The sequence below is a fragment of the Marinomonas gallaica genome (assembly GCF_049821165.1).
Lineage (GTDB): Bacteria > Pseudomonadota > Gammaproteobacteria > Pseudomonadales > Marinomonadaceae > Marinomonas > Marinomonas gallaica.
Genome location: NZ_CP187511.1, coordinates 3530946 through 3546366 on the forward strand (window position 1 = coordinate 3530946; position 15421 = coordinate 3546366).

General features: G+C 43.7%; 14 protein-coding genes. 6 read left to right on the forward strand and 8 right to left on the reverse strand.

Annotated elements, in window-relative coordinates; all coding sequences use genetic code 11:
* The first annotated feature begins 210 nt into the window (after positions 1-210).
* The gene (locus ACPUEK_RS16720) at positions 211-2382 is read left to right on the forward strand and encodes a bifunctional diguanylate cyclase/phosphodiesterase (protein ID WP_425641521.1); all 2172 of its coding nucleotides are present in this window, start codon (positions 211-213) and stop codon (positions 2380-2382) included.
* Between the two features lie 49 nt (positions 2383-2431).
* Here ACPUEK_RS16720 and ACPUEK_RS16725 read toward each other — a convergent pair whose 3' ends face one another.
* From ACPUEK_RS16725 to ectA, 5 genes are all read right to left on the reverse strand, one after another.
* Complete coding sequence (locus ACPUEK_RS16725) at positions 2432-3874, reverse strand: aspartate kinase (protein WP_067096020.1); 1443 nt, start codon at positions 3872-3874, stop codon at positions 2432-2434.
* Positions 3875-3987: 113 nt separating this feature from the next.
* A complete protein-coding gene (thpD, locus tag ACPUEK_RS16730) occupies positions 3988-4917 on the reverse strand; it encodes an ectoine hydroxylase (protein ID WP_425641522.1) in 930 nt (309 codons plus the stop codon).
* A 20-nt stretch (positions 4918-4937) separates the two neighbouring features.
* Complete coding sequence (locus tag ACPUEK_RS16735) at positions 4938-5327, reverse strand: ectoine synthase (protein ID WP_067096013.1); 390 nt, start codon at positions 5325-5327, stop codon at positions 4938-4940.
* A 69-nt stretch (positions 5328-5396) separates the two neighbouring features.
* On the reverse strand, positions 5397-6707 hold the full coding sequence (gene ectB, locus ACPUEK_RS16740) for a diaminobutyrate--2-oxoglutarate transaminase (RefSeq protein WP_067096008.1): 1311 nt from the start codon (positions 6705-6707) through the stop codon (positions 5397-5399).
* Positions 6708-6782: 75 nt separating this feature from the next.
* Positions 6783-7274 carry a diaminobutyrate acetyltransferase gene (ectA, locus tag ACPUEK_RS16745; RefSeq protein ID WP_067216265.1) on the reverse strand — a complete coding sequence of 164 codons (492 nt, stop codon included), beginning with the start codon at positions 7272-7274 and terminating at the stop codon, positions 6783-6785.
* Positions 7275-7730: 456 nt separating this feature from the next.
* Here ectA and ACPUEK_RS16750 point away from each other — a divergent pair, with 456 nt between their 5' ends.
* Positions 7731-9080 (forward strand): sodium-dependent transporter, encoded by a 1350-nt coding sequence (locus tag ACPUEK_RS16750; protein ID WP_067216268.1) that lies wholly within the window; start codon positions 7731-7733, stop codon positions 9078-9080.
* A 47-nt stretch (positions 9081-9127) separates the two neighbouring features.
* Here ACPUEK_RS16750 and ACPUEK_RS16755 read toward each other — a convergent pair whose 3' ends face one another.
* Positions 9128-9364 (reverse strand): DUF2061 domain-containing protein, encoded by a 237-nt coding sequence (locus tag ACPUEK_RS16755; protein WP_067031674.1) that lies wholly within the window; start codon positions 9362-9364, stop codon positions 9128-9130.
* A gap of 97 nt (positions 9365-9461) precedes the next feature.
* Positions 9462-10328, reverse strand: a complete 867-nt coding sequence (locus tag ACPUEK_RS16760) for a MerR family transcriptional regulator (RefSeq protein WP_425641524.1) — start codon at positions 10326-10328, stop codon at positions 9462-9464.
* 110 nt (positions 10329-10438) lie between these two features.
* Between ACPUEK_RS16760 and ACPUEK_RS16765 the strand changes: the two genes are divergently transcribed.
* The 4 genes from ACPUEK_RS16765 to ACPUEK_RS16780 all read left to right on the forward strand — a co-directional run bounded on the left by ACPUEK_RS16765 (position 10439) and on the right by ACPUEK_RS16780 (position 14457).
* On the forward strand, positions 10439-11407 hold the full coding sequence (locus tag ACPUEK_RS16765; protein ID WP_067031680.1) for an NAD(P)/FAD-dependent oxidoreductase: 969 nt from the start codon (positions 10439-10441) through the stop codon (positions 11405-11407).
* 9 nt (positions 11408-11416) lie between these two features.
* The gene (locus tag ACPUEK_RS16770) at positions 11417-12397 is read left to right on the forward strand and encodes a DUF523 and DUF1722 domain-containing protein (protein ID WP_067031683.1); all 981 of its coding nucleotides are present in this window, start codon (positions 11417-11419) and stop codon (positions 12395-12397) included.
* 2 nt (positions 12398-12399) lie between these two features.
* The gene (locus ACPUEK_RS16775) at positions 12400-13809 is read left to right on the forward strand and encodes a cryptochrome/photolyase family protein (RefSeq protein ID WP_425641525.1); all 1410 of its coding nucleotides are present in this window, start codon (positions 12400-12402) and stop codon (positions 13807-13809) included.
* Positions 13810-13974: 165 nt separating this feature from the next.
* Positions 13975-14457, forward strand: a complete 483-nt coding sequence (locus tag ACPUEK_RS16780) for a MarR family winged helix-turn-helix transcriptional regulator (protein WP_067031688.1) — start codon at positions 13975-13977, stop codon at positions 14455-14457.
* 58 nt (positions 14458-14515) lie between these two features.
* On the opposite strand, the gene dapB is transcribed toward ACPUEK_RS16780, so the two are convergent.
* Complete coding sequence (gene dapB, locus ACPUEK_RS16785) at positions 14516-15319, reverse strand: 4-hydroxy-tetrahydrodipicolinate reductase (protein WP_244502867.1); 804 nt, start codon at positions 15317-15319, stop codon at positions 14516-14518.
* Positions 15320-15421 lie beyond the last annotated feature (102 nt).

The following is a 15421-nucleotide window of genomic DNA, read 5'->3' on the forward strand; positions in this document are numbered from 1 at the left end:
CATTTCCTACGCAGCTTGATCTGTATACCTATTATCACTCTACACAAAATTGTTATATTGCAATATGGATAAAATTTATTAATAGTAGCTTCATACAGATACTGTAAAAATATTGATCTGTTAAAAACGGTAATAAGTAAAAAATACATGGGGTTTATAGGGTATATGCTCACACCACGTATCAAAGACAGGCGCGCCTTTGTTATTTCTATGAGTATATTTGCGCTAATTTCAGCGCTCGGCATTTATTTTATTACTCTTTCCAACACCAATTTCATCCAAAACCAGCGTTTGATGCTCAGTAGTATTGCGCGTTCTCAAGCGACAGAAATAGAACGCAGCCTGAGCCTATCGTTTACATCGACACGGATTTTAGCCCACCAACTCTCACTAACAGATAAAAAGCTTGATCATTTTGACAGCTATGCCAAAAACATCATGCAATCCATACCTGGCATAGACAGCATGCAATTAGCCCCAGGTGGGATTATCGAACACATTTATCCTCTTGAAGGCAATGAAGATGCACTTGGACTAGATGTCCTTAATCACCCCAAATACAGTGAAGCGGCGTACACGGCAATCAAAAATCACAACATGATCATGATTGGCCCTCTAAGTTTAGTGCAAGGTGGCTCTGCCGTTATCAGTCGTATGCCAATTTATGAAGCGGCTCAGGGGCCTAAATCTAGCGAGTTTTGGGGGTTTGCCTCTGCACTCATCATGCTAACACCGCTTATAAATAACACAGGCATTCATGAACTAGAGAACGAAGGCTACGCGATCAAGATAGAACGTGAACACGCTGACTCCAACGAGATATTTCAGTTCTATAACCCAATAAAGCCCCTCAACCCTGACACTTTAGTGCAAGCTGGTATCGGCTTACCAACCGGCACTTGGACGCTTTCTATCTCCAATGATATTAGCAGCAATATCATAACCCGCACCTTCAATATGCTGCTCATTACCATTCTTCTTGCAACTGCATGCTCTTTAAGCCTTTACCATATCCTTATCCGCCCCATTGAGCTTCAGAAAGAAGTCAATAATAAGACATTAGAGTTAAAAGAACTGGCATTTAAGGACCCTTTAACTGATTTACCTAATCGACGATACCTGAACGACCACTTCCATCAAATCATTCATCAAATCAAAGAAAACCAAACTCTGGGAGCGTTTATCTATTTTGACTTAGATAATTTCAAATCGATAAACGATACCATTGGCCACGATGTTGGCGATAAAGTTTTGGTTGAGGTCGCCAAGCGCTTATCTCAACATAAACGAGAGCAAGACATCTTAATACGTTTAGGGGGCGATGAATTTGCGATTGTTGTGACACAAGCAAACTCCGTTCAGGATATAAAAGACATTGCTCAAGAAATCCTATCTAGCACACAAGAAATCATCCATATTGGTCATAGAGAATTCAAGCAAAGCACCTCTTTAGGCATTACCCTCATTCCGGAGCATGGTTCACAAATCTTAGAACTCATGAGATGCGCTGATGTCGCTCTGTATGAGGCAAAACGTCGTGGTAAGAATCAATTCGTGGTCTTTGATGAAGCCATGCGCAAACAATCACTCGATACACATGCAGAAGAGCTCGCTCTTACAAAAGCCATAGCAGAAGATCAACTCATTCTACACTTTCAGCCTCAGTTTGATTTAACCTTAAATACAGTCATTGGAGCCGAAGCACTAGTCCGCTGGAATCATCCTGAAAAAGGATTAGTCTTCCCTGACAGTTTTATTCCATTAGCGGAACAGTCAGGGCAAATTTTAGCATTAGGTAACTATGTGATTCGTAAAAGCTTTGAGTACTTGGCTCATCGCGAAGCACTTGGACTTTACCCTATTTTACTGCACATCAATTTGTCATCCTTGCAACTAAATGATCCAAACTTAGTGCCTTATGTACGGGCAATGATTCAACAGTTCAATATTCCTGGGCACTACATCGGCTTCGAAATTACCGAAACAACACTGTTAACCGATTTGAAGCAAGCTAAGAAAACGTTGGAATACTTAAAGGCAATGGGAATTTGTATCGCCATTGATGATTTCGGTACGGGGTTCTCATCACTAGGACAACTTAAAAACTTGCCTGTCGATTTACTAAAAATTGACCGAAGCTTCGTATGGGATTTAGAAAACGATAACGATGATCGCATGATGGTAGAAGCCATTATCGCCATGGCACACAAACTTGATATTTTGGTCATTGCAGAGGGCGTTGAAACCCGTGCTCAGCTTGAAATGCTGGAGTCCTTTCACTGTGACCTTGGGCAAGGTTATTTTATCAGCCGCCCTATCCCTCAAGATCTATTCGATCAGTTCCCTGAAAACATTGAAGTGGATCAGCTAGCACATGCATAAAAAAAACCCAGCTTGTCTGCTGGGTTTTTAAAGGTCGAGATCTTTTAGCTTACGACGCTAAACAAATTGCTCGGCCGTGGTTATGCGATTCAACAAGCTCTTTGTGTAGGCTGCGGATCGCGACTTCGTAGTCTTCCTCATCCACCACAAACTGCATGTCTACCTGACGCATTGACTGATGCATCGCTATCACGTTAATACTTTGCTCTGAAATGGCTTTCACAGCACTTGCTAACATACCAGTCGTCTTCATATCAGAACCAATAGCCGATACGATAGCGACTTTACGCTGTGTAATTTCAGCTTCCGGGAATTCTTCACCCAGCATACGAAGAACACGCTTTAGCGTCTTAAGATTTGCCGCTAAATAGTGAGTGATGCTATTCGCATTGATGTCTTTAGCGATAATGTGCGCACCCAATTGGTTCAACACTTTCAACACGCCCATATCAAAGGCATCAATTTCACCGGCCATTTCTTGGTCGAATAATTCAACGGCGTAGACGCCGCGACTGCCAGCAATGATCTCAACACATGGCGCATCGGAGATGTAATCACCTGTAATGAGGGTACCACTGTGCTCAGGTTCGAATGTATTCTTCACACGCAATGCAATTTTACTTTGACGAAGACCTTTAGCCGCTTTAGGGTGGATCGCTTCCATACCTAAGTTTGCCAGTTGATCGGCCACATCGTAGTTAGTACGACCAATAGGAACCGCTTTGTCTTCACCGACCAAACGCGGATCTGCACTGCTTAAGTGAAACTCTTTGTGGATGATCGCTTCGCGTGCTTGTGTCAGTACGGCAATACGGCTAAACGTCATTTCGGAATAACCACGGTCAAACGTTGTCATTAGACCCGTTTCACTGTGAGCATAACCTGTCGCAATCGGCAACTGAGTCGCTAAATCAACGTCGTTGAATGACTCCACAATCCGCTCGTCTAGCGACATATGAACGCTAGCATTCCAGCCTGTGAGGTCAACAAAGACTGCGTTTACACCGTCACGTTTAAGCAAATTCGCCATGTTCCATGCACTGTGCGCTTCACCAAGACTGGCAAGCATTTCACGAACTGTCGCAAGATGTTCATCAATTGCAAAGTGACCGTGAGAACACAAACGGCTCAAGTCTTCTAGCGCTTCTTGCGCTTGATCAAGACGAGCTGCTAGAAAGTCATTCGCTTCTTTAAGAAGTTCACTCTCACCGAACAAATCACGGTTGATGTCCAGCATGGTTTGACGAGTTTCATCAAACGCTTCACGCCAACCACTCTGGTTACGGTCTTTTGCAAAGTGAGCGTAAATTCCCGCATCACCACTCTTCTTGTGTTCCAGCAACTTATCGGTAATACCGCCGTATGCCGATACTACAAAAACGCGTTGATACAGGTCTTCTGTACCTGCTGGCTTAAAAATAATGTTATCTCGTACCGAACGGTAGTCACTCATGGACGTACCGCCGATTTTATCAACTGTATGTTGTCCCATTTTCTTTCCGAATTTCTTATGTTGGGTTAAGAGAACCTCAACCTATATTAGTGAGCGCCGGCGGGTAGTTTGTCATAAGGAAGCTCAAATATTAAGCATGAATTACACAAATTTTAATTAAAAATGACACTTTTAATAGGTTTGATGCTATGCCGTGCGCCGATGAACTCAGGTCTAATAGAATCACTTGCAAAAGGTTGAGACACTTTGTTGCTTAATGCATTGTATACAAAGAATAAATTAGATCTTGGATAAGGGGTTATATTGCCATTTGAACCGTGCAATGTATTACAGTCAAATAGTATGATGCGCCCAATATCCCCTACAGCGGTTTCAATACCACCCTGCTCAATCAAGTCAGCAACAGAGGATTGATCTGGAATACCAAACTCTTGCTGCTTCAGTGATGACAAATAATGATCTTTGGGAGTCTCACCGACACAAGAGATAAATGACCTATGTGATCCTGGAATAAGCAATAAAGGACCATTATTGTGGTCATTAGGTGTCAATGTGATCGACATACTGAGTGCCCGCATCCTTGGCATTCCGTCTTCTGCATGCCATGTTTCAAAGTCTGAATGCCAATAAAACTCTTTTCCTTCAAAACCCGGCTTGCAATTTAATCGACTTTGATGAATATAAACACTATCGCCAAGTATGTATTCAGCAACAGCCACTAGCCTCGGGTCTTCAGCCAATTTGGCAAAAACTTTATTCAGTTGGTGCACTGAAAAGACAGAACGCACCTCACCACTCCCCTTCTCCGTAATGGTTTCAGGTCTGCGCTTTATGGCCTCATCAAGACACATACTCTTCATTTCCCTGATTAGGGAAGATAATTCTTCAGGACTAAATATATCATCCAGAAATAAAAAGCCTTTTTCTTCGTACTCCGCTAGCTGCGCTTTCGTTAAAGGCGCAGCTTTTTGTGAGTCGGAGTAAACAACCGGATCTTGGCGGCTAAATTTAACAGGCTCTGGATACGTCCGTGAAGGATACAAATCACGATCGGATGCAGTTGAAGTCTGCGCAACAGCCATCGGTATATTCTCCTTTGAAATTAATCGACTAATTCGTAGGCACCGTCTTTGTTATGCACCTCTTTCCCTGTAACAGGCGGATTAAACACACACGCAAGTTTCAACTCTTTAAAGGCTCGTAATGTATGACGATCGTGCTCATTAAGGTTATAAAGTGTACCCGGTGTAATCGGATAGACTTTGCCATCTTCGCGGCTTTCAATCTCACCTTCACCTTCCATACAGAACACCGATTCAAAATGATTCTGATAATGGAACTGGCACTCTTCGCCAGCAAAAATAGTTGTAATATGAAATGAATAACCCATGTCATCACCTTTAAGCAGCATACGTACGCTTTGCCACTTGCCATCAGGGGATACCACACGACGCTCTGTTTTCTCACACTCACTTAACTGACGTACAATCATTGTTGCTCCTTCATAGAATTCATTATTGGCGGGCAGAGGGTGAACAATATGAGCTCACCCACTTCTAAGCTACACAGCGATGTCGTAGTTCTCATCAAAGTAACTACGCTCTTCCGGCATTTCATCTGTTTTCGCACATACTTCACGAATAGCCTGCTCTACTATGTCTAGACCTTGCTTTAGCTGCTCATCCGTAATAACAAGAGGACACAAGAACTTAACCACTTGATCATCTGCACCAGAGGTTTCTATCATCAGATTTTGTTTGAAACATGCTCTTGTGATTTGGCTTGCCAGTTCACCGCTAACACAGTTAATGCCTCGCATCATGCCGCGACCGCGCACAGTAAAGTTACCATCACCAAGCTCATCAACAATGGCATTAAGTCGATCTTCTATGTATTGGCCTTTACGACGCACTTCTTTAGCAAACGAGTCATCTTTCCAAAAGGTTTCCAGTGCATGCTTAGCCGTTACGAAGGCGAGATTGTTACCACGGAAGGTTCCATTGTGTTCACCTGGTTTCCATTGATCCAGTTCCGGTTTAAACAGAACAATAGCAAATGGCAATCCGTAACCACTGATTGATTTAGACAAGGTCACTATGTCCGGATTGATACCGGCCGGCTCAAAACTAAAAAAGGTACCTGTTCGACCACAACCAGCCTGGATGTCATCAATAATCAACAACACATCATGTTTGCGACAAACCGTTTCAAGATTTTTCAGCCACTCCATAGACGCTGCGTTAATGCCACCTTCACCCTGAACGGTTTCGACCAATACGGCCGCTGGATGATCAATACCGCTTGAAGAATCAGACAACACCTTATCTAGATACTCAGTGGTTTCAATACCATCACCTAAGTAGCCATCAAAAGGAACGCGGCTAATACCGCCAAGCGTAGTGCCGGCTACCCCACGATGATGAGAGTTGCCTGTTGCAGACAATGCCCCCAAACTACAGCCATGGAAACCATTAGTGAACGTGATGATATTTTCTCGACCCGTAACATTACGTGCCAATTTCATCGCCGCTTCGATCGCATTAGTCCCCGTTGGTCCAGTAAACTGCATCACATACTCAAGGCCGCGAGGTTCTAAGATATATTCTTTGAAGGCTTCTAAAAACTCACCTTTTGCTTTGGTATGCAGATCTAACCCATGGGTAATACCATCGTCCATAATGTATTCTAGGACAGCTTTTTTAAGGACTGGATGATTGTGGCCATAATTAAGTGTGCCTGCACCTGCTAAAAAATCGAGGTATTGATTACCCTCTTCATCGTACAAATAGCTGCCTTGAGCTTTATGAAATACACGCGGAAAAGAGCGAGCGTAGGATTGTACTTCGGATTCAATTTCCTCAAAAATCTTCATGGATAGTCCTCTATGTTTAATAATTTATAATGTTATTTGAATATGCTAGACCTGAGAATGGGGGGACTCAGATGGTCAAGAAAAGGGGCCGATTCGTACTAGGTACTCGGTATTATGTTTCCCTTTAAAATGTTTCTGCTCATCAAAGAAAGGCTCTTCCTCAATGGCGGCATTCAGCTCCTTGGCAAGACTTTTAAAAAGTCCCCAAGACGCTTTATTGTCTAAGGTAATCGTCGTTTCTATATATTTCACATTCGTTAAGTTTTGACGCTCAAGTACTGACTTCAACATACGTTTAGCTAGTCCGCAGCCTCGAGCCTCGGCATCTACCGCCACCTGCCAGACAAACCAAACATCGCTCGTTGAAGGTTTCAAATATCCTGAAACAAAACCCACCAAACGATCATTACGTGTCGCAGCAACACCTGTTTCAGCGAAATGACTGCAGTGAAGCAAATTGCAATAAGATGAGTTGGGGTCTAACGGTGGACAACGCTCGACCAACTCAAATAAGTCCATTCCATCTTCGGCCTTTGGTTTGCGTAAGGTAATAACGTCATTCATCATTTGAAAATTACATCTCTAATAAGTTAAATAACAATTTCTTCTTTAAAATTCCGTTCTTAGCTGTGTAAGTCTATAAAAATAGTTACATGTCTAAATATTTATATCAACCACTGTTGCTGAGTTTTCGTATTTGTTGGTAAAAATCAGCCCGTCACTAAAGCTCTCGATCATTGATTTTTGGCGCGTTATTGACCAAATCGACAGATTTAACTTGAAAAGCTTGAACAAAATTTGCAAAATCGCCCGCCAAATCAGAGTGATTATGTAATGCAAATCGCATTACGACCTGGATATCACCTGTGGGAAGGTATTTAGGTAAGATCTCTGTAAGCAGTTCTTCCATTAACAAAATTAAGCATGAGAACCGAGCCTGCAGTCCGGAAAGTCGCCGATGAGCGATGCTCTCAACATATCCTCAAAAAGGATGTGTCACTTGCTTAGAACAAAGAGAATTTTATGCAAGAGAAAAAATCCATCCACGGCTCTTGGGCGAGCCGCTGGATCTTTATCTTAGCCGCAACGGGATCGGCGGTTGGCCTAGGTAACATCTGGAAATTTCCTTACATTACTGGCGAAAATGGTGGTGGTGCGTTTGTACTGGTTTACCTGCTGTGTATTGCTCTGGTTGGTATTCCGATCATGTTAGCCGAAGTATTCATCGGTCGTCGTGCTCGTCAAAGTCCTTACAATGCGCTGCAAGAACTTGCTGAAGAATCAGGCAAAAGCAAAAATTGGGGCTTAATAGGCCTTATGGGCATGTTAGCTGGCGTGATGATACTGTCTTTTTACTCTGTCGTTGCAGGCTGGGTTTTACAGTACATTGTTTCTACCGCAAATGGCTCATTAAACGATATTACATCTGAACAAGCTGGCGCTGTTTTCTCTGGCTTACTTGCTGATCCATCTACGCTGCTGATGTGGCACAGTATCTTTATGATCATGGTTGTTGTGGTCGTTATTGGTGGTGTGAACGCGGGGATTGAGCGCGCAACACGTATCATGATGCCAGCTCTATTTATCTTGCTGTTTGTACTGTTTGGTTACGGCATGAGCACAGATGGCTTTGAAGCGGGCTGGGATTTCATGTTTGACTTTGATTTCAGCAAGTTAACTTGGGACTCTGTATTAGTTGCTGTGGGCCACTCCTTCTTCACCCTATCATTGGGTATGGGTACGATCATGGCTTATGGCTCTTACATGCCTAAACGCGCATCAATCGGCTCAACCGTTCTTGCGATTGGCTTCCTTGATACCTTAGTAGCCTTGGTAGCGGGCCTTGCGATTTTCCCTATCATCTTCTCTAACGGAATGGATCCTGCTGCAGGCCCAGGCTTGATGTTTGTCTCTTTGCCAGTAGCCTTTGGCCAAATGGCTGGTGGTCAATTCTTCGGTACATTGTTCTTTATCCTGATTGGTGTAGCCGCTTGGACATCCGCGATTTCTCTGCTAGAACCTACCGTTGCTTTCCTTGTTGAACGCATGGGCATGAAACGCTCTACCGCCTCAATCTCTATCGGTATTGTTGTATGGGCGGTAGGTATTCTATGTCTAGGGTCATTCAACTTTATGTCTGATGTAACCATTTTCGGCAAAAATATTTTTGATACGCTGGACTACGCCACTGCCAATATTATGCTACCTCTTGGTGGTATCTTCATTGCTCTGTTTGCTGGCTGGACTGTTAAGCAAAAGATTGCGGCAGATGAGCTGAACTTTAAATCTGAAAGCTTATTCAAACTTTGGTTGTTTGTTATCAAGTTTATTGCACCCGTCGCCGTTGCTATCGTGTTTGTACTTAACCTTTAACAACGAATACACTTAGAAACACAAAAACCCTGCTAAGCAGGGTTTTTTTATGAGCTTTTTAAGGCATACGTATCAAATACTGAGCGCAAACCAAGCCTTAAAGAAGCTTGCTTCTCTGGCGTCATGCGCTGCCAAAATTTTTCATGGAAGTAATACGCCACGGTATTAATTGCCGGCTCAATGGTGGCAACCAACCCACCGACTAAGAAACTACCAGTGATCAAATATGCGACAGAGAAAGCGACTGTAAAATGCATAACGGCGAAGGTCAGTGTTTTAGTCATTTGAGTTACCTCTGAGTGTTATTGAATACACTCAGAGTAAATAAAAACCAATAATACTTAAAATTAATTAAATATATAACATTGATAGCCAAATCCACTATGATAGAAAAGCGGATACATCCGAATAAGCCTTTATACCAACGATAGGCTTAGTACCAAGCATACCTAACCAAAACCCAGAGCCAATCAGAGATAGATTCTCTAAAGGCGCTTCAGATAAAAAACTTAGCCACTTTTCCGCTTCAGCTTGTGTCAAACTTTCCGCCACCAAAATAGTAGCGCCGGGCTGCAAGGCGCCAACTAATACAGACACCTCAGCAGCAGTTTTAACGCCTTCGATATAACGATACAACTGCTGACTTTCAGATAAGGACCAACAAACAAGATGCGACATCAGAGCACTATTATCCGCATTAATAATCAGTGTTATTGGACCGTCCGTTTTAACTTTAGCTCCACTCGTTTTTATGGATGATACCCGTTCTACTAACGCACTTTGCAAGCATAACCGAGCGACTAAAGCGCTTTTTTGATTACGTAACTTTTGCAGAGCGGGTAGTAAGCCCTTCTTCAAAAGCACACTCACAGGGTACTGCTTACTGGCTTCTTGAAATAAACGTTGCCACTTACTCTGATTCAATTCAACAACCGCTGCAATAAACTGCCACTGCCAATCAGGCCATTGGTCCTCATCACCTTTCATACGTAGATCATCTGAACCAGAATCCAACAACGCACGAACCTTACCGACGGATACCCCCTGATTAATCCAATACAAAATCCGCTTCACGCGCTCAACATCTTGTAGACAATATAAGCGATGACCTTTTTCAGTTCGAAACGGTTTCAATAAACCATAGCGACGCTCCCACGCCCTTAAGGTGACAGAATTGACACCTGTCTGCTCTGAAAGAATTCGTATTGGAAAGTAATCCGAAGCTATTAATTCAGTCGTAATGTTCATTCATGCATACCTGAGGCTTGTACAAAATCATTTTATGTACAAAAATTAACTTATACAAAATATATTCTTGTATAAGATTAAAAAACAAATATCACATAGAGAACATAAATATGACATCCGGTATTCCTCGCACACAATTTGCTATCATCGGAGCAGGCCTTGCAGGCGCAACATTTAGCTATCTTGCCCGTAAACAAGGGCTTGAATGCATGATACTTGAAAAGTCTCGTGGTACCGGAGGCCGGGCGGGAAGCAAACGCTTAGGTGAATACAGTGTCGACCTTGGCGCGAGCATTATTAGTTTTGGCGATGAAGAGCTTACTGAATTGCGAGAAGCACTGCTAAAGGATCACATCATTGAACGCTGGCAAAGCGCCTACGTGGGCGTTCCACGCATGTCTTCAATCGCTCGATTCCTAACCCAAGATACGCCACTCCTCACTGAGACCAAAGTTCATCATATTGAACGACAAGGTAGCAAGTGGCTACTGCGTGACGACAAGTACCAGCCAATTTGTCTGACAGAACATGTTGTGATCGCAACCCCAGCAGTGCAGTCTGCTATGTTATTAGCAACCATTCCAAATTCTGGCGCTTTACTCCAATTCGCCAACCAAGCGGGAAGCCAAACACAACCCCAATGGAGCATGTGGGTAACAACCGAACCTACAGACAGCGCGCCACTACAGCCTTGCCAGCATCCTATCCTAGAGTCTCTGATTAAAGACTCAGATAAACCTCAAAGAGTTGCCGGCTCGATGGAAACATGGGTTATTCAAGCGTCCCCTCAATGGAGTAAAACGCATTTAGATACACCCAAGGAAGACGTTAAAGCCATTCTGATTGAAGCATTTACAAAGACAACCGAATCAAACGTACAGGAGTCTGGAGAGCCACATCGCTGGCTGCTAGGACGTCAGGCGATGGCCCTTTCTCCAAACCCGTACTTTTTCGACAGCACACTAAACATCAGTTTGATTGGAGACTGGCTATGCCAAGGCGATGCAGAGGGTGCCATGTTGAGCGCGAAATTTGCTTTCGAAGCACTTCAAAAAACACTGACGGAAACGAATGCATAGGAGGCTGTTATGACAGTCAATGAATGCCATCCAGATCATATCAGCAAAAAAATACCGGTAGGCATTAGTGCCTGTTTATTAGGTGAAAATGTTCGTTTCAATGGTGGTCACAGTCGTTCATTGTACTGTTTAGGGCCACTTTCCGAGTACTTTGATTATCAAAAATTTTGCCCCGAAATGGCGGCGGGGTTTGGTACACCAAGACCGACTATGCGATTAGAAGGCGATCCTAATGATCCACGCCTTGTGTTTTCGAACAAGCGCGATGTGGAGATAACCGATCAACTCGTAAGCTCTAATGAGCGTTATTTAGATAACCTGCCCGATATAGATGGCTATATCGTAATGAAGAACTCTCCCTCATGTGGCTACGAGCGCATTAAGGTATACCAAGAAAATGGTCACCCTCACATGCAAAGGGTGAGAGGTCTGTTCACTCAATCATTGATGGATCGTTATCCTCACCTCCCGATCGAAGAAGACGGCCGATTAAACGACCCTCTTTTACGAGAAAACTTTTTATTACGAGTGTTTGCTCACCATGAATTTCGCAACACAGTACTGAACGATCTATCAATGAAAAACTTAATCGACTACCACAGTCGCTATAAGTACATCGTGATGGCGCACTCCCAAAAAGCCTACAAGACTATTGGCCGTCTTCTTTCTGGCCAAGAAAAAATGTCTATTGAAGACCTTTCTGAAGAGTACTTTAAGCAATTTATGGACGCGCTCGCAAAACCAGCAAAACGCAAAGACCATTGCAATGTGCTGATGCACTTAGTGGGGTATTTAAAGCGTGAAGTCGACTCTGAAGTACGACAGGACATACTTAGCGTCGTAGAACAATACCGTCGCGGGGAAGTGAACCTAACCACACCGACTACACTGCTGTATCATTATCTAAAACTGTACGGCAGTGAATACGTTAAAGAGCAACGCTACTTTGCTCCATACCCACAAGCATTAGGCATTAGGAATACAGTGTAACCATGGCAATCACGCAATTAGTTTGGCTCCGAAATGATCTTAGGCTAGATGATCACCCTGCTATCGCTCAAGCCCAACAACAAGGAGAGATGGCTGTCGTTGTATGCTTAACACCTGAGCAATGGGATGAGCACCATGAGTCCCCAGCTAAAGATAGCTTACGCTTAAAACTCATACAGACACTACGACAGCAAGCACATGAGCTCAACATCCCCTTCCATGTGCTACCTCTGAGGCGTTTTTCGGACTGCCCAAATGCACTATTAACGCTCTGCCAAGAGCAGAACTATCAGCAAGTTTGGTGGCAAAATGAATTACCCGTTCATGAAGCCCAACGTGATGATAATACAGAGAACCATCTTCGTGAGCACAATATAGAATGCCAGCGATTTGCACCGGACTTAATCGTTTCTCAACCCGTATTGAATCAACAAGGCCAGCCCTTTAAAGTCTTCACACCCTTTTATAAGCGCTGGCTGGCGACATTGTCAGCAAATGTTCAATCCCCCTACGACCTGCCAAATAAGCAAACACAAGGGGAGGCTTTACCCAATGAGTTCGTCATACCTTCTGAACAATCGAGCTACCGGGAAGATCTATGGCCCGCAGATTATCAAGCTATTCGTGAAAAGTTATGGCATTTTTGTCATACCAAGGAAGCGCTGTACGACGAGCTACGTGATTTTCCAGCAAAACCAAATACGAGCTTATTGTCACCTTATTTAGCACTGGGCGCTATTGGACCAAGAGCGTGCCTAGAGGCCATTATTTATTCTGCCTCTCAAGACAACCGTGACTGGCACGCAAGCGTCTGGTTAAAAGAACTCGCTTGGCGAGATTTTTATAAGCAACTGATGGGCTTTTTTCCTGACTTATCTAAGTCACTCCCGTTTAAGCCTGAAACAATGAACGTCATTTGGAACAATAATGAAGCGGGCTTTAAGGCTTGGTGTGAAGGAAATACTGGCTTCCCTATCGTTGATGCAGCCATGCGCCAACTCAATCAAACAGGCTGGATGCACAACCGACTACGCATGATTGCAGCGAGCTTTCTAACCAAGTTATTGCTAATCGATTGGCGTAAAGGCGAAGCATATTTTATGAGCAAGTTAATTGATGGTGAGTTCGCTGCCAATAATGGCGGTTGGCAATGGAGCGCATCAACCGGTTGTGACGCAGCCCCCTATTTCCGAGTATTCAACCCGACGCGTCAATCTGAACGATTCGATCCAGACGGCACCTTTATCAAAAAATTTATTCCTGAACTAAAGAGTATTCCAGCCAAAAACATTCATAATCCAAGTAGTGCTATTCGTGATCAATGCGATTATCCAGAGCCAGTAATCGACTATAAGTTAGCTCGACAACACGCCATAGCGGCATTTGAAAACCTCAAAAAGGAGAATGAGTAGACTCAGGGCAGGTCTACTCATTGACTTTTACTGGCTCGGACACTATTTTGAAGTCTAATTAATCCACTTTAGAGAGTTTGTTGCCCCCAAGGGGTTCATCCTGCTGGAAGTTCTCTCTATAATGCGCGTCTTTACAGACACCTCAGACATCAAAACAAGTGTTATATGCCCGAACAACAACATCTACATGACGTCCTCGTTCATTTGCGCCGCATCATTCGTGCAACAGACCTTCAATCTAAACGAATAGTAAAAGCGTGTGGTCTTACAATCCCTCAAATCATGGTGTTACGTGCCATTGAGGAGCTCGGAGACGTCACCGTACGCAAAATTTCTGACAATGTATCTTTGAGTCAAGCGACCGTGACAACGATCCTAAATCGTTTAGAAGAACGAAAGCTAGTTGAGCGCGTACGCGCGCAAAAAGACAAACGCATTGTGAACGCACGCCTTACCGAAGAAGGTAGAAACGTATTGCTAACATCGCCGCCGCTGCTGCATGAAAAATTCATTTCTGAATTTGAATCGCTGCAAAGCTGGGAACAGACACAAATTCTATCTTCTTTACAGCGTGTTGCTGTAATGATGGACGCAGAAAAGCTAGACGCTGCACCGTTACTCGATATTAACGCTCCAGGTTCGCACTAACTGGAATTGATGAGCAACAAAAAAGGCCGCATAAGCGGCCTTTTACTCTTCTACGTCTTTATTTAAGATTTAAAACATCTTGCATGTCATATAGGCCGGCAGGTTTACTTTCTAACCACGCTGCAGCTCGAACTGCGCCTTTAGCAAAGGTCATACGACTGCTGGCTTTATGAGCAATCTCAATACGCTCACCTTCTGTGGCAAACCATACACTGTGCTCGCCTACAACATCGCCTGCGCGGATGGTTTCAAAGCCAATCTCTTTTTGCGTGCGTGGACCAATTTGGCCTTCACGACCATAAACAGCGCATTCTTTCAGATCACGACCTAAGGCTTCAGCAACCACTTCACCCATGCGCAATGCTGTGCCCGATGGTGAATCTACTTTATGACGATGGTGCGCTTCAATCACTTCAACATCATAATCATCACCAAGGATCTCAGCCGCTAGAGACAACAACTTCAAAGTCAGGTTAACGCCAACACTCATATTAGGTGCGAAAACAACAGGCGTTTGCTTGCCAGCTTCTTCTAATTGAGATTTTTGCTCATCGTTAAGACCCGTTGTGCCGATGACAATTGATTTGCCATGCTTAGCACAAAAAGCAGCATTACCAACACTCAGCTCTGGCGTCGTAAAATCAACAAGTACATCAAAATCATTAATGCATTGCTCAATGCCGCTCACAATGCTGACGCTCAACTTGCCAACGCCTGCTACTTCACCAGCGTCTGCGCCCAACAAAGAACTCGTTGGCTCAACAATGGCCGCGCCAAGCTTAACACCGTCTGCATCGGTAATGGCTTGAATTAATGTTTTACCCATGCGGCCAGCTGCGCCGATTACTGCAATTCGCATCATTAAAATCCTCAAAAAATTTTGCCAAGAACCATAGCAAAAAACCTCTAAAAGCGCATCAGAAGAACCAAAAAAGCGACGTATCACGTCGCTTTTTTGGTTCTA